This is a genomic window from Arthrobacter sp. NPDC092385, from assembly GCF_044755105.1.
In the GTDB taxonomy this organism is placed as follows: domain Bacteria; phylum Actinomycetota; class Actinomycetes; order Actinomycetales; family Micrococcaceae; genus Arthrobacter_D.
This window is the reverse complement of sequence record NZ_JBIVQL010000005.1, coordinates 188,439-210,068: the sequence shown is the minus strand read 5'-3', so window position 1 is coordinate 210,068 and position 21,630 is coordinate 188,439. Positions and strand designations below refer to the sequence as shown.

Annotated in this window: 18 protein-coding genes and 1 riboswitch; of the genes, 5 read left to right on the top strand and 13 right to left on the bottom strand. The window is 69.1% G+C overall.

What is annotated here, in order from left to right:
- Positions 1-16: 16 nt before the first annotated feature.
- From ACIQCY_RS08680 to ACIQCY_RS08640, 9 genes are all read right to left on the bottom strand, one after another.
- A complete protein-coding gene (locus tag ACIQCY_RS08680; RefSeq protein ID WP_400483491.1) occupies positions 17-727 on the bottom strand; it encodes a response regulator in 711 nt (236 codons plus the stop codon).
- Entirely contained in the window at positions 675-1,997 is a 1,323-nt protein-coding gene (locus ACIQCY_RS08675) for a sensor histidine kinase (RefSeq protein WP_400483490.1), read from the bottom strand. Before ACIQCY_RS08675 ends, ACIQCY_RS08680 begins: the two co-directional genes overlap by 53 nt.
- A 36-nt stretch (positions 1,998-2,033) precedes the next feature.
- Positions 2,034-2,930 carry an ABC transporter permease gene (locus ACIQCY_RS08670; RefSeq protein WP_400483489.1) on the bottom strand — a complete coding sequence of 299 codons (897 nt, stop codon included), beginning with the start codon at positions 2,928-2,930 and terminating at the stop codon, positions 2,034-2,036.
- A gap of 2 nt (positions 2,931-2,932) precedes the next feature.
- The gene (locus ACIQCY_RS08665; protein WP_400483488.1) at positions 2,933-3,880 is read right to left on the bottom strand and encodes an ABC transporter ATP-binding protein; all 948 of its coding nucleotides are present in this window, start codon (positions 3,878-3,880) and stop codon (positions 2,933-2,935) included.
- Between the two features lie 144 nt (positions 3,881-4,024).
- Positions 4,025-4,810 (bottom strand): ABC transporter permease, encoded by a 786-nt coding sequence (locus tag ACIQCY_RS08660; RefSeq protein WP_400483573.1) that lies wholly within the window; start codon positions 4,808-4,810, stop codon positions 4,025-4,027.
- A gap of 89 nt (positions 4,811-4,899) precedes the next feature.
- The gene (locus tag ACIQCY_RS08655) at positions 4,900-5,889 is read right to left on the bottom strand and encodes an ATP-binding cassette domain-containing protein (protein ID WP_400483487.1); all 990 of its coding nucleotides are present in this window, start codon (positions 5,887-5,889) and stop codon (positions 4,900-4,902) included.
- A 32-nt stretch (positions 5,890-5,921) separates the two neighbouring features.
- Positions 5,922-7,115, bottom strand: coding sequence for an MFS transporter (locus ACIQCY_RS08650; RefSeq protein WP_400483572.1), 1,194 nt, complete (start codon positions 7,113-7,115; stop codon positions 5,922-5,924).
- Positions 7,116-7,245: 130 nt separating this feature from the next.
- Positions 7,246-8,928 (bottom strand): ABC-F family ATP-binding cassette domain-containing protein, encoded by a 1,683-nt coding sequence (locus ACIQCY_RS08645; RefSeq protein ID WP_400483486.1) that lies wholly within the window; start codon positions 8,926-8,928, stop codon positions 7,246-7,248.
- Positions 8,929-8,997: 69 nt separating this feature from the next.
- Positions 8,998-9,723 (bottom strand): response regulator, encoded by a 726-nt coding sequence (locus tag ACIQCY_RS08640; RefSeq protein WP_400483485.1) that lies wholly within the window; start codon positions 9,721-9,723, stop codon positions 8,998-9,000.
- A 102-nt stretch (positions 9,724-9,825) separates the two neighbouring features.
- Here ACIQCY_RS08640 and ACIQCY_RS08635 point away from each other — a divergent pair, with 102 nt between their 5' ends.
- From ACIQCY_RS08635 to ACIQCY_RS08620, 4 genes are all read left to right on the top strand, one after another.
- Positions 9,826-10,650, top strand: coding sequence for an alpha/beta fold hydrolase (locus tag ACIQCY_RS08635; RefSeq protein WP_400483484.1), 825 nt, complete (start codon positions 9,826-9,828; stop codon positions 10,648-10,650).
- Between the two features lie 129 nt (positions 10,651-10,779).
- The gene (locus tag ACIQCY_RS08630) at positions 10,780-11,223 is read left to right on the top strand and encodes a MarR family winged helix-turn-helix transcriptional regulator (RefSeq protein WP_400483483.1); all 444 of its coding nucleotides are present in this window, start codon (positions 10,780-10,782) and stop codon (positions 11,221-11,223) included.
- A 203-nt stretch (positions 11,224-11,426) separates the two neighbouring features.
- The gene (locus ACIQCY_RS08625; protein WP_400483482.1) at positions 11,427-12,158 is read left to right on the top strand and encodes a GAF and ANTAR domain-containing protein; all 732 of its coding nucleotides are present in this window, start codon (positions 11,427-11,429) and stop codon (positions 12,156-12,158) included.
- 475 nt (positions 12,159-12,633) lie between these two features.
- Positions 12,634-13,506, top strand: coding sequence for a CPBP family intramembrane glutamic endopeptidase (locus tag ACIQCY_RS08620; protein WP_400483481.1), 873 nt, complete (start codon positions 12,634-12,636; stop codon positions 13,504-13,506).
- Between the two features lie 368 nt (positions 13,507-13,874).
- Here the strand turns inward: ACIQCY_RS08620 and ACIQCY_RS08615 are convergent, their stop codons facing one another.
- The 4 genes from ACIQCY_RS08615 to gcvP are packed head-to-tail and all read right to left on the bottom strand — an operon-like array spanning position 13,875 to position 20,084.
- On the bottom strand, positions 13,875-14,681 hold the full coding sequence (locus ACIQCY_RS08615) for a methylenetetrahydrofolate reductase (protein ID WP_400483480.1): 807 nt from the start codon (positions 14,679-14,681) through the stop codon (positions 13,875-13,877).
- Positions 14,682-14,687: 6 nt separating this feature from the next.
- Complete coding sequence (locus ACIQCY_RS08610) at positions 14,688-16,061, bottom strand: L-serine ammonia-lyase (protein WP_400483479.1); 1,374 nt, start codon at positions 16,059-16,061, stop codon at positions 14,688-14,690.
- A complete protein-coding gene (gene gcvT / locus ACIQCY_RS08605) occupies positions 16,058-17,188 on the bottom strand; it encodes a glycine cleavage system aminomethyltransferase GcvT (RefSeq protein ID WP_400483478.1) in 1,131 nt (376 codons plus the stop codon). The genes ACIQCY_RS08610 and gcvT overlap by 4 nt, the downstream gene beginning before the upstream one ends.
- 13 nt (positions 17,189-17,201) lie before the next feature.
- Positions 17,202-20,084: an aminomethyl-transferring glycine dehydrogenase gene (gene gcvP / locus ACIQCY_RS08600; protein WP_400483477.1), complete on the bottom strand. Its 2,883-nt coding sequence runs from the start codon at positions 20,082-20,084 to the stop codon at positions 17,202-17,204.
- A gap of 154 nt (positions 20,085-20,238) precedes the next feature.
- A riboswitch (glycine riboswitch) is annotated at positions 20,239-20,340 on the bottom strand.
- Positions 20,341-20,515: 175 nt separating this feature from the next.
- On the opposite strand from gcvP, the gene ACIQCY_RS08595 reads away from it, so the two are divergent.
- Positions 20,516-21,559: an SGNH/GDSL hydrolase family protein gene (locus ACIQCY_RS08595; RefSeq protein ID WP_400483476.1), complete on the top strand. Its 1,044-nt coding sequence runs from the start codon at positions 20,516-20,518 to the stop codon at positions 21,557-21,559.
- Positions 21,560-21,630: the final 71 nt, after the last annotated feature.

The window sequence follows — 21,630 nt, the reverse complement described above, 5'->3', positions numbered from 1 at the left end:
ATGCCGTCCCTGGCGATCAGTGCGTGCCTGCCGGGCCCGGCACCACGATCCCGTTCTCGTAGGCGTACACCACGGCCTGCACGCGGTCCCGCAGGTCCAGCTTCGTGAGGATCCGCCGTACGTGGGTCTTGATGGTCGCCTCGGACAGGAAGAACCGTGCGGCGAGTTCCGCGTTGGACAGGCCCTCGGCAATCGCCTCGAGCACCTCGCGCTCCCGCGGTGTCAGCTCGGCCAGCCGCCGGTCGGGGACGGACGTGGCGGCGTGTGCCAGCGGCAGCGACCGGACGTAGGTCTCGAGCAGGCGCTGGGTGACGCGGGGGGCGACGACGGCGTCGCCGCTCGCCACGATCCGGACCGCGTGCACCAGGTCTTCGGGAGCGACGTCCTTCAGCAGGAAGGCCGAAGCGCCGGCCTGCAGTCCGGCGAACGCGTACTCGTCCAGATCGAAGGTGGTCAGGATGATGATGCGCGAGCAGGAACCCGATGAGGTGATCCGGCGCGTGGCCTCGATCCCGTCCCCCTGGGGCATCCGCACGTCCATCAGCACGACGTCCGGCGACAGCTCGGCGGCGAGCCGCACGGCCTCGGCCCCGGTCGACGCCTCTCCGGCGATCTCCAGGTCCGGCTCTCCCTCGAGGATGAGCCGGAAACCCATCCTCAGCAGCGGCTGGTCGTCAGCGAGCAGAACCCTGATGGGCGTGCCCGGCGTGCTGTGCTGCGTGGTCATCTTTCTCTTTCCCCCGTTGGTTCCCCGTTCCGCCGGCGGCGTCGGGGACTGTCAGTTGCACCTCTACGACCCATCCGCCCGAGGGACGGCTGCCGCACTCGACCGATCCCGCGTAGATGGCGGCACGCTCCCGCATGCCCGCGATGCCCTGGCCCGAACCGAGCGAGACGACGGGTCCCATGCCGCCCCGGCCGTCGTCGGTGACACGTAGCCACACGGTATTTCCCGTCCTGGCGATCGCGATGTCCACCAGCGTAACGCCCTTGCCGTACCGCAGGACGTTGGTCAGCGACTCCTGCAGGATCCGGTACACCGTCAGCTGGAAGGCCGGATCCTCGGGCAGCTTCGGGCCGCTGGTGGTCACCCTCAGCGGCAGGGCTGCCGCGCGGAAGCCGTCCAGCAGGTGCGTCAGCGAGCTCGAGGCCGGCAGCGGCTCGAGTGATTCGCTCGCGGCCTCCGCCCTGAGGACACCGAGGACCCGGCGCATGTCGGCGATGGCCGTACGACCCGTTCCCGACAGCTCCTTGAGCACGGCGATCGCACGGTCCGGGTCCCGCTTCATGACGACGGCGGCGCCGTCGGACAGCGCCACCATGACCGTGAGGGAATGCGCGACGACGTCGTGCATCTCCCGCGCGATCCTGTTCCGCTCGCCCGCGGACGCCAGTTCCGCGTTGCGCGCAGCCCATTCCCGCAATTCCTGCTCGTGTTCCCGGTCGCGGCGCACGGTGATGCCGACGCCGACGGCGATCGCCAGGAACATCACGATGAAAGCGGTCAGGAGCCAGAGGATGCCCGGTGCCCCGAGGAAGACGCCCGCGGGTAGGAGGAAGAGGGCCCCGACGGAGAGGACCGTCGCCGCGACGGCTGCGATGAGCGTCTTCTTCAGCGGATAGACCGAGGCCACCGTGTAGAGGGCGATCATGGTGGCGATGCCGATACTGCCCGCGCCGTCCGTGAGCAGGCTGGCCGGCGGGTCGAGGAGGGCCACGAAGGCGAGCACGAGCAGCGGGCGGTCCCGCCGGAAGACCAGCGCCCCGGCCGCGAGGACCACCCCTGGCAGGCCCAGCCAGTTGTCCTGCTCGATGATCATGAGGACCGCGTTCGGGACACCGAAGAACAGGAAGGCGAGCACGACGACGGCGTCCATGGCCCGGGGATGCCTGCGGAAGTACCGCCGGATGGGGCCCAGCCGGCGGGCATTGAGCTCGGTGAAGGAGACCGCGGCCGTTCGTTCCGCGGTCTCCTTCACCAAGGGTCTGGTGCTCATGACGGGATCATGGGCGGTGGTGCCGGACGGGCACCGCTAGATGTCCCGCTTCTTGGCGACGACGAGGGCGATGACCAGGAGCACGAGGGCCCAGGCCCCCATGACGAGGCCGCCCTCCCACTGGGTCAGGGCGTCCTCGGCCGTCGCTACGGCGACCATCTGGTTGCCCGCCTCGGCTGGGAGGAAGCGCGCGGCATCGGGGATCCAGTCGGCAAGGCCCGAGATGAGCTGCACGATGATCGGCAGGACGAAGAAGATGCCGACCGCGGTGACCACCCCACCCGCCGTGTTGCGGAGCAGGATACCGATGGATATCGAGATCACGGCGACGAGTGCGAGGAACGTTCCGGTGTTGATGATGCTCGCCAGGACGCCGTCCTCGCCGATGGCGAAGTCGAGGTCCTCGCCCTGCAGGATGGGCTGGGCGACCAGGTAGGACACGAGGGCGCTCCCGAATCCGACGACGAATGCCACCAGTGCGATGATGACCGTCTTGGCCAGGAGCGCAGGAGTGCGCTTCGGGACGGCGACCATGGTGGAGCGGATCATGCCGGTGGTCCACTCCGAGGCGATGAGGACCACCGCGAGGGAGGCCATCAGCAGTTGCCCGAAGATCAGGCCGGACGACGGGATCTCCCAGGCCTGGCTGGCCGGGTCGAAGTCGCTGCCCGGTCCGCCCGGTCCGGCCGGGCCGCCCGGCGGTGCGCCGGCGGACTCGAAGTTCTGCTGCGTGATGGAGGTGGCCCAGGCGGCGAGGGCGGCCAGTCCCACCATCACGACGACGGTCGAGATGATCAGGATGACCGTCGAGGGGACCGTGGTCACCTTGATCCACTCGGACTTGAGGACCCGGCCGAAGTTCACGCTCGGTCCGGTGTCGCGCGGCTGCCGCGGCCGCTGCTGGGCGGGGGCGGGCGAGGTCGACGTTGCCATGGTCAGCGTCCTTCCGAGGTGGCCGCAGCGTGGTCGGCGGCGGGCAGGCTGTGCGAGTGGTACTCGACTTCGGTCTGGGTGAGCTGCATGTAGGCGTCCTCGAGGGATACCTGGAGCGGCGTGAGCTCGTACACGAGGACGCGTTCCCGCAGGGCGATCTCCGCGATGCGGCGGGGCTCGACGCCCGTGATCTCCACCAGCTCCGGCTCGAGGACCTGCGACGTGATGCCCTCACCGGCGAGGCTGCCGAGGAGGTCCTGCGGACGGTCCGCACGGACGCGGACACGGGCCCTGCCCTGTCCGTCGATGATGGACTGGATGGGGGCGTCCGCGATGATGCGTCCCCGGCCGATGACGATGAGGTGGTCCGCCGTCAGGGCCATCTCCGACATGAGGTGCGAGGACAGGAAGACCGTGCGCCCCTCGGAGGCGAGCCCCTTGGCGAGGTGGCGTACCCACTGCACGCCTTCCGGGTCCAGACCGTTGACCGGTTCGTCGAGGATGACCGTGTGGGGGTCGCCGAGGAGGGCCGCGGCGATGCCCAGCCGCTGGCCCATGCCGAGCGAGAATCCGCCCACCCGCTTCTTCGCCACGGGGCCGAGGCCGGTGAGCTCGATGACATCCTTGACCCGGCTGTTCGGGATACCGTGCGTCGCCGCCATGGCGCGGAGGTGGTTGTAGGCCGAACGCTTGGTGTGGACAGCCTTCGCATCCAGGAGTGCCCCCACCTCGCGCAGGGGAGCCCTGTGCTGGGCATAGGGCCGTCCGTTGACCGTCACCCGGCCGGCGCTCGGGCTGTCGAGACCGACGATCATGCGCATGGTGGTGGATTTCCCTGCACCATTCGGGCCGAGGAAGCCCGTGACCTTGCCGGGCTGCACGGTGAAGGTGACGGCATCGACGGCGGATTTCGCGCCGTACCGCTTCGAGAGGGCCTGGGCCTCGATCATGGTGGGTCCTTCGGCTGTCGTGGGACCGGGCCGCAGCAGCAGGCCCGGTACCTCCAACAGTAGGCCGAGGGCCGGTGGCGGGTCACCGGCCCCAGGGATGATCACTGCGCGGAGGTCCGTCCACCTTTCGGACGACCCTGCCGCCTACCGCGTGCTGATCGACGCGAACTTCCGGATGCACAGCGGCACGAAGACCACGAGCATGAGGATGGCCCCGATCAGCACCGTCAGGACGGCGTTCTGCATGGGCCACGCGTCGGGAAGGGGTGCCGACCCGACGTTGCCGAACAGCTCGCGGGCGGCCTGGACGAGCGCCGACACCGGGTTCCAGTTGGCGAACGTCTCGAGGGCGCTGGGCAGGTTCTGCGACTGCACGAACGCGTTCGAGATGAACGTGAGCGGGAACAGGATCATGAAGGACGCGTTGTTGATGACCTCCGGGGACTTCACCGACATGCCGAGCAGCGCCATGACCCAGCTGAAGGCGTAGGAGAACAGGAGCAGGAGCCCCAGGCCGGCGAAGAAGCTGCCCAGGGAGGCGTCGACCCGCCAGCCCACCACGAAGCCCGTCGCCATCATGATGACCACGGACAGCGAATTGAGCACGAGGTCGCTGTTGGTCCGGCCGATGAGGACTGCGGAGGAGCTCATGGGCAGCGTGCGGAAGCGGTCGATGATGCCGTCCTTGAGGTCCTGGGCCATCGCCGAGCCGGAGAAGGTGGATCCGAAGATCACCGTCTGCGCGAAGATCCCCGCCATGAGGTACTGCGTGTAGTCGGTGCCCGCGACCTGGATGGAGCCGCCGTAGATCTGGCTGAACAGCAGCACGAACATGATGGGCTGCAGCACGGCGAAGATCAGCATGTCCGGCGAGCGCTTGAGCTTGGTCAGGTTCCGCTTGGTCACGGTCCAGCCGTCGGAGAACCACATCGACACTTCGGACGGTGGCTCGGGCGGACCGGCGAAGGCCGCCCGGGATCGATGGTTCTCGGGCTGCCTGTCCTCGGGCGCGAGAACACTCATGCTGCCGCCTCCTTCTGGGGAACTGCCTCTTCGGTCTCCTCGGCCCGGCGGCCCGTGAGCTTGAGGAAGACGTCATCGAGGCTCGGCCGCCGCATGCCGGCGTCGTGGAGTTCGATGCCGGCCTCGCCGAGGTCCGACAGGATGTACTGCAGGGCGCGGGGTCCGTCGGTGACCGCCACCTCCACGGTGCGGCCGTCGCCGTCGATGCCCGGTTCACCGCCGCCGTGGCGTCCGAGGATCTCGAGGGCTGCAGGGGCATCGGCGGCCTCGACGAGGGACACCACCACGCGGTGCCCGCCGATCTGCGCCTTCAGCTGGTCGGCCGTGCCTTCGGCGATGGTCCTGCCGCCGTCGATCACCGCGATGTCGTCGGAGAGCTGGTCCGCCTCCTCGAGGTACTGGGTGGTGAGGAGCAGCGTGGTGCCGTCCCTGACGAGGTCCTTGATGATCCCCCAGAGGGCGAGGCGGCTCCGGGGGTCCAACCCGGTGGTCGGCTCGTCCAGGAAGAGGATCTTCGGGTTGATCACGAGAGCGCCGGCGAGGTCGATCCGGCGTCGCATGCCGCCGGAGAACCCCTTGACCGGGCGGTTGCCGGCCTCCGTCAGCTCGAACTGGTCGATGAGCTCCTGCGCCCGGCGCTTCGACTCCCGGGCGCCCAGGTGGTAGAGCCTGCCCACCATCTCGAGGTTCTCGAACCCGGTGAGGCCCTCATCCACGGCCGCGTACTGTCCGGACACGCCGATGATCCGCCGCGCCGCCTTGGGATCGCGCAGGACGTCGATGCCGTCGATGCGCGCGGTACCCGCCGTCGGTCGGACGAGGGTGGTGAGGATCTTCACGACCGTGGTCTTGCCTGCACCGTTGGGCCCCAGCAGGGCCTTGACTGTTCCCTGGGGAACGGAGAGATTCATGCCGTCGAGCGCGTGGACCGGCCCGCTCTTCGACGAATAGGTCTTCTTCAGACCGTCTGCCTCGATGATCGCCATGCAGAAAGGGTAGGACCGACGGCGGCGCCGTCCTAGTAGCTTCGGTCAGAACCTGTCCGCAATGGTTCCCGGTCCTCTGAGGGCCGCTCCCGGGCGGCCGGAGCCACGAGGAAGGATGCGAGGACGGCGACTCCGACGGCCAGCAGCGCGTTGCGGAGACCCACGGCGTCACCGAGGAAACCGATGAAGGGCGGGCCGGCGAGGAACGCCGTGTAGCCGATCGTGGAGACGACCGAGACCCGGGCGGCGGCGCGCTCGGGCTCGTCCGCCGCCGCGGACATCCCCATCGGGAAACCGAGCGCCGCGCCCGCACCCCACAGGACGGCGCCGACGGCGGCAAGGGGCACGGTGGGCGCCGCGACGAAGAGCACGAGCCCGACGAGTGAGGATCCGAGGCTGGCCTGCAGGACCCGTACGCGACCGAAGCGGTCGATCAGGCCACCACCCACGAAGCGCAGGGCCGTCATCGCCGCGACGAAGACCGCGAACATGATGGCACCGGTACTCTCCGTGGTGCCCAGCCCGTCGACGCTGGCCTTCGCCACCCAGTCGTTCGCGGCTCCTTCGGTCAGCGCGGCTCCGAGCACCACCAGGCCGATCAGCAGGGTGCGGGGCTCACCCCAGGCCCCGAATCGCCTGCCCCCGGTACCGGGCTGTGCTCCGGGTGCCGCGTCCGGGTGCTTCTCCTCGGGCAGGAAGGAGCGCGGCACCCACAGCGACACGGCCAGGCTGAGGGCCGCGACGGCGACGAGGTGCGCGGAGAGGGACACTTCGAGCGCCGACAGCGCCGCCCCGAGCAGGGCACCCACGAACGCTCCCCCGCTGAACGCCGCATGGAACCGGGGCATGATCGTCCGGCCGACCCGCCGCTCGACGTCGGCGCCCTCGATGTTCTGTCCCACGTCCCAGAGGGCGATCCCGCATCCGAACAGGAACAGTCCGACGGCGACCACCGGGACCGAGACCATGACGAGGCCGAGCGCGACGGCGCTTGCAGCCACTGCTGCAGCGGTCCCGCCGATACGGACGGTATTGGCGGTGCCGAAGCGGGCCGCGATGATCCCGGCCAGGGGAAGGGACAGCACCGAGCCGATCGCCCCGACGAGCAGGAGGCTCCCCATCTGGCCGGAACCGAGGCCCAGGGTGCCCGACGCGGCGGGGATACGCGCGGCCCAGCTCGCGAAGACGAGACCGTTGAGCCCGAAGATGGCATAGGTGGCGAACATGGCGGCTCGCACGGAGGGATTCACACTGCAACCGTAGGCGGGCGCCACCATCCGCCACAAACGGGACTCGGGCCGCTCCTGGTTATCCACCGACTGTGGATAAGCCTGTGGAGGAGTTGTGGATGACCGTTCAGCGCGCGCGGACGACCCTGCTCTCGTCCCAGACGGGCTCCTTCGTCTCGTACACCTTGCCGTCGGAGCCGAAGACGAGGAACCGGTCGAAGCTCCGGGCGAACCAGCGGTCGTGGGTCACGGCCATCACGGTGCCCTCGAACGCGTCGATGGCACGCTCCAGCGCCTCGGCCGAATGCAGGTCGAGGTTGTCCGTGGGCTCGTCGAGCAGCAGGAGGGTGGCCCCCGAGAGCTCGAGCAGCAGGATCTGCAGCCGGGCCTGCTGCCCGCCGGACAGGGAGTCGTAGGGCTGCTCCGCCTGCGCCGCCAGTCCGTAACGATCGAGCACGGCGGACGCCGCTTCCCTGCCCAGCCCCGACCGGTGTTCGTCACCGCGGTGCAGGATGTCGACGAGCGTGCGTCCGAGCAGGTCGGGACGGGAGTGCGTCTGCGCGAAGAACCCGGGCCGGATACGCGCACCCAGCTTGACGGAGCCTTCGTGCGGAACCGCCGCGATGTCGACGTCGGACACCGGCAGGTGCTCCCGGTCCGGATCCGAGCCCCCACCGGCCAGCAGCCGCAGGAAGTGCGACTTGCCCGAGCCGTTCGAGCCGAGGACGCCGACGCGGTCCCCGAACCAGATCTCCGTACTGAACGGCTTCATGAGCCCCGTCAGCTCGAGCTTCTGGGCGACGACGGCGCGCTTGGCGGTCCGCCCGCCCTGAAGCCGCATCGACACGTTCTGCTCGAGCGGGATCGCCTCCGGTGGACCGGCCTCGAGGAACTTCGCGAGGCGCGTCTGGGCTGCGTGGTACCGGTTCGCCATGTCCGAGCGGAACGCGGCCTTGTTCTTGTACATGTTGACGAGTTCCTTGAGCTTGAGGTGCTCCTCGTCCCAGCGCTTGCGCAGCTCCTCGAACCGCGCGTTGCGGTCCTCGCGTGCCTTCAGGTAGGTCTCGAAGCCACCACCGTGCGTCCACGACGACGCCCCGAGCGCCCCGGGCTCGAGCGTCACGATGCGCGTCGCCGCGTTGGCCAGCAACTCACGGTCGTGGCTGACGAACAGCACGGATTTCTTCGACTCGCGCAGCTTCGCTTCCAGCCAGCGCTTGCCGGGGACGTCGAGGTAGTTGTCGGGCTCGTCGAGGAGCAGCAGTTGGTCGGGGCCGGAGAACAGTGCCTCCAGCACGAGCCGCTTCTGCTCGCCGCCCGAGAGCGACGACGCCGCCCTGTACTGCGCGCGGTCGAACGGAACGCCGAGGGCGGCCATGGTCACCTCGTCCCACGTGGTCTCGAGCTCGTAGCCGCCGGCGTCCCCCCAGTCGGCGATGGCCTGCGCGTACCTCATCTGGGTGGGCTCGTCCTCGGCCTCCATCATGGCGAGCTCGGCGTCGTCGATCCTCTTCGCGGCGGCCGCCAGGACGGGTGGCGCGGCCGAGACGAGGAGGTCGCGGACGGTCGTGTCGTCGCGCACCTGGCCGACGAACTGGCGCATGATGCCCATCGTCCCCGAGCGGCTCACCGACCCTTCGTCGGGCGTGAGGTCACCGGCGATGATCCGCAGGAGCGTCGTCTTGCCGGTACCGTTCGGTCCGATCAGGGCCGTCTTGTGGCCGTCGCCGACCTTGAAGGCCACGCCGTTGAGCAGCTGCCTGCCGTCGGAGAGGAAGTAGTCGATACCGGAGATGTCGAGATGAGCCACGCCTCCAGTGTTCCATCCACGGACGGACCGCGGGCACCGGCGGCGTCCGATGCCGAAGCCGGAGAGTGGTCAGCGCGCGGAGTCGCCCGGCATCATGCGATAGCCAACGCCGCGGACCGTCCGGATGAAACCCGGGTTGCTCATGTCCTCGCCGAGCTTCTTGCGGAGGTTGCGGATATGCACCTCGACGAGGTGGTGGTCCTGGCTCCAGCCGTCGCCCCATACGCGGTTCAGGAGCGCCTCACGCGTCCAGACCCGCTGGGCTCCGGTCAGGAGCGTCTCCAGCAGGTCGAACTCGATGCGCGTCAGTGCCAGTTCCTGCCCGTCCAGCGTGACCACGCGTCCCTCGACGTCCATCGTCAGATTGTTGTGGCGGAGCACTTCGTTACCCTCGGGTGACGAATTGACCGTCCCGGTGCGGGGCCTGCGGAACATCGCCGAGACACGCGCCGAGAGTTCCCTCGGACTGAAGGGCTTGCCGATGAAATCGTCCGCCCCGATCTCCAGGCCGATCAGGCGGTCGATCTCGTCCTGCCGGGCCGTCACCATGACGATGTACGCGTCGCTGACGGCGCGGCACTGCCGGCAGACCTCCACGCCGTCGAGGTCCGGCAGGTTGAGGTCGAGCGTGATCAGGTCGGGCTTGTGCTCCTTCAACGCGGCCAGGCCGTCGAGTCCGGAGGCGGCCTCGATGATCAGGAAGCCGTTCATGCGAAGTGTGGTGGCGAGCAGGTCGCGGATATCCGGATCGTCCTCGACGATCAGCGCGGTGCGCTGGGACGTGGAATCGGACATGAAACCAGCCTTCCATAGATCCGCGTCCCATAGGGTTCGCGAAGGGCGTTTCGCTCGAACCGATCTGGAGGCAGGGACCCGGCCCCGCCGTAGACTTCCCGGATGCAATCGACGACACTCAGCACCGTGCAGGTGCAGGGATTCACACTGCGTGTGCGAACGACGCCGGGACCGGAGACGCCGGCCGCACCGAAGGCACCGTACGTGCTGATCCATGGCCTGGGGATGACGCACCGCTATCTGGACCGTCTTCGCGCCGAACTGGCGGCGGACGCCGTCGTCCACTCCGTGGACCTGCCCGGCTACGGTCCGGACCCCCGACCCCTGGCGCAGCTGGGTGTGGAGGAGCATGCCGCGCTGATCATCGGGGCACTCACGGCCCTGGGAGTGCGCTCGTGCACCCTCGTCGGACACTCGATGGGCGTGCAGTTCATCACAGCCGTCGCGCTGCAGTCCCCCACCCTCGCAGAGCGACTGGTCCTCATCGGGCCCGTGGTGGACAGGCGCCGGCGCACCGTCGTCGAGCAGGCGGTCTCCCTCGGACACGACACGCTCCGCGAGAGCCCGTCCGCCAACCTCATCGTCTACTCGGACTACCTCCGCACGGGCATGCGCTGGTACCTGCGGCAACTGCTGCCCATGATGGAATACCCGCTGGAACGCGCCATCGAGCGTGTCGGGTGCCCCGTGCTGGTGGTGCGGGGAGGCCGTGATCCGGTGGCGCGGCGCCGGTGGTGCCGGGAACTCGCGGAGCGCGCCCGGCACGGCTCGCTCGTGGAGATCGACGGGCAACCGCACGTCGTCCAGCACTCCGCGGCAGGCGCCGTTGCAGCAGCGATCATCGCGTTCAGTGGCCGTCCGTCCGGTGGCGGGGCCGCTTTCTTGCCGGAAGCTTCGGACGGGTCAACGGGAAAACTTGAAGATTGAAGCGCATGATGGACCTAATGCAGTTGGTTCCGTCCCCTGTTCCACCGACCAGCTGCAAAGACACGACACCCGGCCGGCGCTGGTCTGCAGTACCGGCCGGGTGCTCCAAGCCCTCTGAAGGAGGATCCCATGCCTGAACTGGAAGAGTGGTCGACCAGCCGCCTGCTCACCACTGCCGCCCGGCTCGTCGACCACGCGTGGAACGAGAGGCTGCTCGACATCGGGATCACCCACGCCGGCTACACCACCCTCGGCGTCCTGTCCCGCCAGGGCACGATGACGGGAGCGAAGCTCGCCCTCGCCGTACACGTCCAGGCGCAGACCATCGGCAAGACCATCGAGAAGCTCGAGCGGCAAGGCTTCATCTCCCGCATCCGCGACAGCATCGACCGTCGGAGCCAGCGCATCACCATCACGCCGGCCGGCGTCGAGGCGCTCGCCAAGGCCGAGGACATCGAGCGCACGCTGATGGTGGGCGAAGGACTCGAATCCTATGAGCTGCGGAGCCTCCTCCGCGGCATCGTCGGGGAACTCGCCCCCCAGCGCCAGAAGCCCGCAGCCGCCGTCATCTGAGCGCCTGCGCAGGAAACCTCCGCACCACCACGAAGATGGAAGGGCTGCCACGATTCGTGGAGGACCCGGCCGTCAAGGAATAGCGCAGCGGGCCTGCCGGCGCCCCTGGTCGCGCTCCTGCACCCGGGAGGACGAGGTGGCCCGCTCTCCGCACGTCCGGTCGTTTCGCTAGACAATCTAGCAAGGCGCCGTAAAATGACGAGGTGAACGAGGAACAGCATGATGCGGCGGCGATCGACGAACTCCAGGACCTCATGCTCAGCAATGAGAGCGTGGACCAGTTCCTGGAGGATCTCGCAGGCCTCTCGTCGCGCATCCTCGGCGGCTCGGTGGAGGTTCAGTGCGGCGTCACGTACCGCCACCGGAACCTGGCGACGACCGTGGCCTGCAGCAGCGACGAGGCCCGCAGGCTGGACGAGATCCAGTACGGCTTCGGCGACGGCCCGTGCCTGCACGCGATCAGCACCGGCCACACCGTGATCGTCGACGACGTCCGGACGGACGGCCGGTGGCCCGACTACTTCGGAGCCGTGGCCGACCACGAGTACTACGCCATGATGGGCGTCCCCCTGGTGCTCGGGCCTGAAGGTGGAGCCGCGCTGAACTTCTATGCGGCCTCCCCGAGCACCTTCACGACCAGCACGCAGGAACTGGTGGAGGGCTTCGCCGCGCAGGCCGCGAAGGCGCTGCAGATGGTGCTTCGCGTATCCCGGCACGCCAACACCTCGACGAACCTCAAGGCGGCCATGGAGTCGCGGACCACGATCGACATCGCGATCGGGATCATCATGGGCCAGAACCGCTGCACGCAGTCCGAGGCCTACGCCATGCTCACCCGCGCCTCGAATGCGCAGAACGTGAAGCTCCGCGAGATCGCGCGCCGCATCGTCCATGGCATCTCCACGGAACAGGCGCAGACGCACTTCGCGCCCTGACCGGACGCTCGTTGTCCGCAAGAGGAGCCGCGGGCGCGCGGCGTACCCCGGGTATCGGCTCTTCTTACTTCAGCGTGGCCGCACTGATCCGAAGTTCCTCGACATCCGAGCCAGCCGCGCCGCATGTTCCGAGCGACCGCCACAACATCACGGCGAAACTCGACAGGGCATGGCTTGGACATGGTATTCATGCTCCCACCAGGGACGCTCACATCCTCAGAGGTAAGGAGTCGACCGTTCCTTCAGCAGTCCCGTGATGCCGAAGAAAACGCCGGGGAGGACTTTGGACACTAGCAACCGGCTACCCGTGTCATATGGGATGGGTATCCGTCGGGGAGATAGCGCATCGATGATCTGCTTCGGAGTTCGTAACCCATGTCGATGAGCTGCTATACAACCAGAACCAGATGAACGGTCTGCTTTCGGTGGTCGTGTCACTCGTTGCGGACCTGAGGATCGAGGAAGTGAGGAATCGGTGGGCAGCTCGCGGGGCGGACAGTCTGCATGGTCTTCCCTGATCCGGGCCCGGCCCCTCCTTGCTTTCGTTGTCCTGGCCTATGGCATTACCTGGCTCTTCCGTATTCCGCTGGCGGCCTCCACAGCCGGGCTGATCCCACTAGCGCTGCCGCGGACGGTCCTGCAGTTCGCGGGGGACTTCGGCCCGTTGGTGGCCGCGACGGTCGTCGTCGCCGCCCCTGAGGGCCGCGCCGGGGTACGGGAGCTGTTCGGGCGGGTTCTGTGCTGGCGCGTGGGTTGGGGCTGGTACGCCCTAGCCCTGTTCGGACCCGTGGCGCTGTTCCTGGTCTCGGCGGTTGTGTCGATGACCGCGCTGGGGGCCCCGGTTCCGGACTGGGGAGGGTTCGGGCGGTGGGAGGAACTGCCCTTTCTGGGGCCTGTGGCCACTTGGGTGTTTCTGGTGGTGGTGATCGGGTTTGGGGAGGAAGTGGGATGGCGCGGCTTCGTCCAACCCCACCTCCAAGCCCGCCACAGCGCGCTGGCCGCCGCCGTGGTCGTCGGGGTGTTCTGGGTGTTCTGGCATGCGCCGACGTTCGTGTTTGATGCGGCTTTCTCGGACATGTCACTGCTGTTCACGATCGGGTGGGCGCTGCTTGTCATCGCCGGCAGCATCGTGCTGGCCTGGCTCTACAATGGCACCGGCGGTAGTCTGCTGATCCCCATCCTCTTCCATGGCACTCAGGACTTCACCATGGCGTCCGCGGCTGCCCGCGGTCAGGAGCTGAATCTCGTGTGGGCGGTGGTGTTCCTGACGCTGACCATCATGATCGTGCGGATCGCCGGCCCACGGTACCTGACCCGCTCCTACACGCGCCATCCGCCCTGGATATGACCACCCACAGTCACAGCCGCTGGCCCGAGACCTCTTCCACCCGACGGACCCGAGACCGAAAGTGGCCGACTCGCGAACGTGAGAGCGGCTCGTTCCTGCGCAGCCCAGCCTGGCCCAGAATCTCCCGAGCTCTTACGGGCCACACCCGCCGTCGCCGATCGGCTTGACCGAGAAGTGGTGTCGGATGTGCTCACCGATTCCCGACGACGTGACGTTCTCGAACCGTCCCGCACAGCAGCCATGGCTTCGAGCAGTGATCCAATGAAACGCCGGATGGTGCGCCATGGGTCCCAGCTGACGTACCAAGCCGGCCACGGCCGCTCTCGACCTCGCGGCGACGGGAAGAGCGCTCTTCGGCGAGCCGGACCTCAGCCGGCGGAGCGGGTCAGGTCGGACGCGGCCAGCTCCGCGAGGTCGTTGAAGGTGTAGACGTGGAGACCCGCGTACCCTGCGCCGTCGAGCGCCATCACCAGAGGCGCGGGATCGTAGGACGCGGACGAGAGGAGCTGCCTCACCACGGACCCCGCCCTGGCACTCCCCGCCGATCGCTTCAGGAACCCGAGGGACTGTCCTACGCCGATACTGCCCGCCAGCCGGATCAGGCGGCCCATCCGCACGGGACCGGGGATCCCCGCCCACACCGGCAGGGCGACGCCGTCCGCCCGAAGCCTCGAGGGGTAGGCGGCGAGCACCTCCGGCGAGAAGCACAGTTGCGTGACGCACCAGGACGCGAGCTCCTGCTTCGCCAGCAGGGTCCTGGTGAGCTCCCCGTCCGCGGTCGCGGGGTGTCCCTCCGGGTACACCGCGATCCCCATCCGGAGCACCCCCTCGGAGAGGTCTGCGATATCCGCCATGAGGGCGCCGCTCCAGGCATAGCGTCCGGCGGCGGCGGCAGCATCACCGCCGATCACGAACACGTCGGTGATGCCTGCGTCCAGGCATCGCCCCGTGTACCCGGCCAGCTCCGCACGGTCCGCCACCGACCGGGCGGCCAGGTGCGGGATGGCGGTGTAGCCGGCATGCGCCAGCTCCACCGCGAGCTCCACGGCCTTCCGCGGACCGTGGTGGGGCAGGCACGTGACGGTCACGGCCGCGGGAGCGGGCAGGTGCGCGCGGAGACGCTCCATCAGGCCCTCCCCCGGGACGACCTCGACGCGGACGGGCAGGTCACCCACGCGCGGTCAGCACTCCACGACGTTCAGGGCGAGCCCGCCGCGCGCGGTCTCCTTGTACTTGTCCATCATGTCGGCGCCGGTGTCACGCATGGTCTTGATGGCGACGTCGAGCGAGACATGGTGCCGGCCGTCTCCCCTCACGGCCATGCGCGCCGCAGTGATGGCCTTCATGGCCCCGACCGCGTTGCGTTCGATGCAGGGTATCTGGACCAGGCCGCCCACCGGGTCGCACGTCAGTCCGAGGTTGTGCTCGATCCCGATCTCGGCGGCATTCTCGACCTGCTCCGGAGTTCCGCCCAGCACCTCGGCAAGGGCTCCCGCGGCCATGGCGCACGCGGAACCGACCTCTCCCTGGCAGCCGACCTCCGCACCGGAGATCGAGGCGTTCTTCTTGAAGAGCGCGCCGATCGCCGTTGCGGCGAGCAGGAAGCGGACCACGCCGTCGTCATCCGCTCCGGGCACGAAGTCGACGTAGTACTTCAGGACGGCCGGGATGATCCCGGCCGCGCCGTTGGTGGGTGCCGTGACGACGCGCCCGCCCGCTGCGTTCTCCTCGTTGACCGCCAGGGCGAAGAGGGTGACCCATTCCATGGTGCCGAGGCGGTCGTTCGGGTCGTCCGCCTTCTCGAGCAGTTGCCGCTGCCGTTCCGCGCGGCGCCGTACGCCCAGCCCCCCGGGCAGGATGCCGCCCGTCGTGGTACCGCGCCGGATGGTGTCCTGCATGACGGACCAGATCTCGAGCAGCCCGGCCCGCACCTGGTCCTCGGTGCGCCAGGACAGCTCGTTGGCCAGCACGACGTCGGAGAAGGACCACCCGGAGTTCAGGCAGATGCCCAGCAGTTGATCCGCGGTGTCGAAGGGGTGGGACACCGGGACCGGCTGGAGGACTGCGGTCTCCGAGACGATCTGGTCCTCGTCCAGCACGAAGCCGCCGCCCACCGAGAAGTATTCCCTGGTCCGCATAAGTGCCCCGGCACTCGAATATGCCGAGAAGCGCATGCCATTGGTGTGGTAGTCGAGACGCTGGCCGCGGTGCAGCACCACGTCGGTCTCGGGGTCGAACACGATCCGGTGGGTTGCCGCGAGGTCGAGTGATCGGAACTCGCCGATGCGGGCCACGCGCGCGTCGGCCGTGGTCGGGTCCACGAGGTGGGGCTGATCACCTTCGAGGCCGAGCAGAACGGCCTTCACCGTCCCGTGCCCATGGCCCGTGACGCCGAGGGAGCCGAAGAGGTCCACCCGCACGCGCTGCACGTCGGCCAGCAGCCCCTCGGTCCGCAGCACCTCGGTGAAGAGGAACGCGGCGGTCATCGGCCCACCCGTGTGGGAGCTCGAGGGGCCGATGCCGATCTTGAAGAGGTCGAAGGCGCTGATCGTCATCGGGGCGATCCGGCGGGCTGACGCTTGTAGAACGGCGTGGGGATCACGGTGAAGGGTTCGGGGCGTCCGCGGAGGTCCACCTGGACCTCGGCCCCCACGCCGGCGTATTCGGAGTTCACGTACGCCAGCGCGACGGGGTACCCGAGGGTGGGGCTCGGCAGTCCCGACGTCACGGTCCCGACGACCGTACCGTCCACCACGACGTCGTACCCGGCGCGGGCGGACCGGCGTCCGACGGCACGGAGCCCGACGAGGCGGCGAGCGGGCTCGACGGCCTTGAGCGGCTCGAGCACCGAACGCCCGACGAAGTCGTCGGCCTTCTTGGTGCTGACCACGGGCCCGAGACCCGCTTCGAAGGGGTTCGTGTCGAGGCCGAGCTCATGCCCGTAGAGCGGCATCCCCGCCTCGAGCCGCAACGAGTCACGTGCGGCGAGCCCGCAGGGCAGGAGTCCGTGTGCGCTGCCGGCCTGGAGCGCGGCGTCCCAGAGGCGCACCGCGAAGCTGCTCCCGATGAAGATCTCGAACCCGTCCTCGCCGGTGTAGCCCGTGCGGGCCAGCAGCACGGGCAGCCCTGCCAGTTCCAGCTGCGCCGCGGCGTAGTACTTCAGGTCGCGGATGATGCCGGCGTCCTCGGGACGCGCGAGGTCGAGGAGCACCGCCTCCGCCGCAGGGCCCTGCACCGCGACGAGCGCCGTGGTGTCCGACTGGTCCTCGACGGCGACGTCGAAGCCCTTGGCGCGGAGGCGCAGTTCCTCCGCGACGATCGGAGCGTTCGAGGCATTGGGCACCACGAGGAAGGAGTCCTCGGCCAGCCGGTACGTGATGAGGTCGTCGATGACGCCGCCCTCGGGGTTGCAGATCAGCGAGTACTTGGCCTTGCCGACGGCGACGACGGCGAGGTTGCTGACGAGGGCGTAGTTCAGGAACTCCGCGGCCTGGGGACCGCTCACGAGGACCTCGCCCATGTGGGACAGGTCGAAGAGGCCGGCGGCCCTGCGCACCGTGTGGTGCTCTTCGAGTTCGCTCCGGTACTTCAGGGGCATCTGCCAGCCGCCGAAGTCGGTGAACGACGCCCCGTGCGCCTCGTGCTGGGTGTACAGGGCGGTGTGCTTGCTCTGCTCGCTCATGATCGGCGGATTCCTAGTCTTCGAAGGCTTCGATGGGCGGGCAGGAGCAGATGAGGTTGCGGTCGCCATGGGCGCCGTCGATCCTGCGCACCGGTGGGAAGTACTTGTTCTGCCGTAGCGAACGCAGGGGGTACGCGGCGAGTTCACGCGGGTAGGCCTGCGTCCACTCGTCGGCGACGAGCACCTGCGCGGTGTGCGGCGCCTGCCGCAGGGGGCTCTCCTCGATGCTGAACTCACCGGCCGCCACGCGGTCGATCTCCCCCTTGATCGCGATCATCGCGTTGATGAAGCGGTCCAGCTCCGCGAGATCCTCGGACTCCGTCGGTTCCACCATCAGCGTTCCGGCCACGGGGAAGGACAGCGTCGGGGCGTGGAAGCCGTAGTCGATCAGGCGCTTGGCCACGTCCTCGGCGGTCACGCCGGTGGCGGCGGTCAGCGGGCGGAGGTCGAGGATGCACTCATGGGCCACGAGGCCCTGCACGCCCGTGTAGAGCACGGGGAAGTGCTCGGTCAGCCGGGCTGCCACGTAGTTCGCCGCGAGGAGGGCGTGCGCGGTCGCGCTGGTGAGCCCTTCGGAGCCCATGAGGGCTATGTAGGCCCAGGAGATCGGCAGGACGCCGGCCGATCCGTACATCGATCCCGAGACGGGTGTGCCACCCTCGGCGTCACGGCCGCCGTCGGTCGCGATGTCCCGGTTCGCGTCACCCGGCAGGAACGGGGCCAGGTGCGCGGCCACGGCCACGGGGCCGACGCCCGGTCCTCCGCCGCCGTGCGGGATGCAGAAGGTCTTGTGCAGGTTCAGGTGGGAGACGTCGCCGCCGAACTCGCCCGGCTGGGCGAGCCCCACGAGCGCGTTGAGGTTGGCGCCGTCGATGTAGACCTGGCCGCCGGCGGCGTGCACCTTCTCGCAGACCCACCGCACGTCCTCCTCGAACACGCCGTGCGTCGAGGGGTAGGTGATCATGATGGCCGAGAGGTTCTCGGCGTGCTGCTCGATCTTGGCGAGCAGGTCGTCGTGATCGATGTTGCCGTTCGGTGCGGTGCCGACCACCACGACCTTCATGCCGGCCAGGACGGCGGACGCCGCGTTGGTGCCGTGCGCCGAGGACGGGATGAGGCAGACGGTGCGGTTCTCGTCGCCGCGCGAGCGGTGGTACCCGCGGATGGCGAGGAGGCCGGCGAGCTCGCCCTGCGACCCCGCATTGGGCTGCAGCGAGACGCGGTCGTACCCGGTGATCTCGGCGAGACGCTCCTCGAGGTCGGTGATGAGTTCGCGCCAGCCCTCGGTCTGGCCCTCGGGCGCGAAGGGGTGGATGGAGGCGAACTCGGGCCAGGAGATGGATTCCATCTCGACCGTCGCGTTGAGCTTCATGGTGCAGGAGCCCAGCGGGATCATGGTGCGGTCCAGCGCCAGGTCCTTGTCGGAGAGCCGGCGGAGGTACCGGAGCATCGCCGTCTCGGAGCGGTGCAGCGAGAACACGGGGTGCGTCATGAAACCGGACGTCCGGTGCAGGTCCGCGGGGATCCGGTCGCCTGCAGTCGCCGACTCGGTGCCGCCGCCGCCGAAGACCGCCGCGACGGCCGCGACGTGCGCGGCCGTCGTCGTCTCGTCGCACGAGATGCCGAGGTGGTCGGCGTCGACACGGCGGAGGTTGTAGCCCTGAGCCTGCGCCTTGTCCGCGTACTCCGCCGCCTTGCCGGGCACGCGGACCAGGAGGGTGTCGAAGAAGGCATCGTGCACGACGGCGGCGCCGGACCCGGCGAGGGCGTCTGCGAGTTCGACGGCCCGCCGGTGCGTGGTGCGCGCGATCGCCTTCAGCCCCTCGGGGCCGTGGTAGACGGCGTACATCGACGCCACGATCGCCAGCAGTGCCTGGGCGGTGCAGATGTTGCTCGTGGCCTTCTCGCGGCGGATGTGCTGCTCACGCGTCTGCAGGGCGAGGCGGTAGGCGGGTGCGCCGTCGGCGTCCTTGGAGACGCCGACCAGGCGCCCGGGCAGCATGCGCTCGAGGCCCTTGCGGACAGCCATGTAGGCGGCATGGGGGCCGCCGAAGAAGAGGGGGACGCCGAAGCGCTGGGCAGAGCCGACGGCGATGTCCGCGCCCTGCTCGCCGGGAGGGGTGATGAGCGTCAGGGCCAGGAGATCGGCGGCGACCGTGACGAGTGCGCCGCGTTCCTTCGCCGCGCCGATGACGGCGGCGTGGTTGCGCAGGGCACCGGAGGCGCCGGGCTGCTGCAGGACCACCCCGTTGATGTCGCCGTCCGGCAATCCGGCCGAGAGGTCGGCGATCTCCACGTCGAACCCGAGCGCCTCGGCGCGGCCCCGCACGACGGCGACGGTCTGCGGGAGGGCGTCCGCATCGATGACCGTACGGCCCTTGTTCTTGCCGGAGCGGCGCATGAGGAGGACTGCCTCGGCGACGGCGGAGGCTTCGTCGAGCAGCGAGGCGTTGGCGATGTCGAGGGCGGTGAGGTCCTGCACCATCGTCTGGAAGTTCAGGAGGGCTTCGAGGCGGCCCTGGGAGATCTCGGGCTGGTAGGGCGTGTAGGCGGTGTACCAGGCGGGCGACTCCAGGACGTTGCGGCGGATCACCGGTGGAGTGACGGTGTCGAAGTAGCCCTGGCCGATCATCTGGACGGCGGTCCGGTTGCGGCCGGCGATCCGCCGGAGCTGCGCCAGCACCTCCGTCTCGCTGAGGGCCGCGGGCAGCTTCAGCGCGCGGTCGAGCCGGATGCTGGCGGGCACCGCCATGTCCACGAGCTTCTCGAGGCTCGGGTAGCCGAGGACCTCGAGCATCGTCCCGGCATCGGAGGTGCGGGGGCCGATGTGACGGTCGGCGAAGGTGGATGCGGCGCCGGATGCGGCGCCGGATACCGAGTCGGGGAAGGCGGTCATGGGGAACTCCGTACGTCAGAAGGGGGCGCTGTCGCGCGTGCCTGGTCGAGTTCCTCCCCGCTCTGTAGGGGACCTGAGAGTTTCCGCAGGGCTCCGCGCCTGCTTGCACCGTCGGTGAGCGCCGGGCGTGCCCGATGCTGCTTTCCAGAGTTGCCTAACCGCAGCGGTACTGGGCCTGAGAGATTCCTGGGGAGGATTTGCTCCTACGGCGCCTACCGGTTTTGAGTCAACGGCAGAACTCTCCCGCTGCAGGTCGATGGCGTATTCAGTTGGGGGTGTCGCGGCGTGTGAGCCGTCCCACAGTCTACCGCGCACGGCCGACGCGAGGCAAAGATACCCGACTCCCGGGCGGAAGGAATGCCGCCCTCGTGTTCCCTGCGGACCCTCCGATAGGACTAGCGTTGGAAGAAACCCTGGCACCTGGAGCATCGATGTCGATTCCCCGTCTCCGCTACGGCGCGGCCGCGCTGATCCTGCTCGCCGCCGTCGCGCTTCCCTCGCCGCCGGCCACCGCTGCCGGCGCCTCCTATGTCGCCCTCGGCGACTCCTACTCCTCGGGCATGGGGACGCGCGAGTACCTGGCGGACGGGACGAACTGCCGGCGGTCGGTCCATGCGTATCCCCCGCTGATCGCGAGCGCTGCGGGATACTCGTTGAACTTCCGCGCCTGCTCGGGGGCCACGATTCCCGACGTCGTGACGGCGCAGCTCGGCGCGCTCGCGCCGACGACATCGCTCGTCTCCCTGAGCGTCGGCGGGAACGACGCATCCTTCGTCGCCGTCCTGACCGAGTGCGCGAAGCCCGCCTGGATGAGCAACTGCAACGCGGCGGTCGACCGCGCCCGGGCCGTCATCACCCACCAGTTGCCCGGCGGCCTCGCCTCCCTGTATGCGCAGATCCGCGCCCGGGCGCCCCAGGCTTCCGTCACGATCGCCGGCTACCCGCGGATCTTCAACGGTGAGGACTGCAATGCGGGCACCTGGTTCTCGCCCGCCGAGCAGGTCCGGCTGAATGCGATGGCGGACCTGCTCAACGCCACGACGGCGACGGCGGCCTCAGCGGCCGGCTTCACCTTCCGCGACCCCACGGCCGCCTTCGCCGGCCATGGCGTGTGTGACGACATCGAGTGGCTGAACGGGCTCTCGAACCCGATCGCCGACTCCTACCATCCGAATCGGACAGGGCACGCCGTCGGGTACGTACCGCTGATCGGCGCCTCGCTGGCGGGCAGCCGGGTCGGTGTCACCCAGGCGACGCTGCAGTCCGCCGAGCGATCCGCGCCGGCGCTCGCCCGGCAGCAGGCAGCGTACGCGGCACGGGACGTGGGCATCACGCCGAAGGAGTTCGCCCTGCCGGACCTGAAGGGCCCCGCCGCCCGGGCGGCGGCGGCGCGCGCCGGTGTCGACCTCGAGGACCCCGCGAGCATCCAGCGGGCGGACCGCGCGGCGGAAGCCCGGCAGAACGCAGGCCGGTAGCGACGACTATATACATATGCATGGAATAACCCGGCGGTGGGGCAGGTTCAACCAACAGGCCCAGGGTGGGC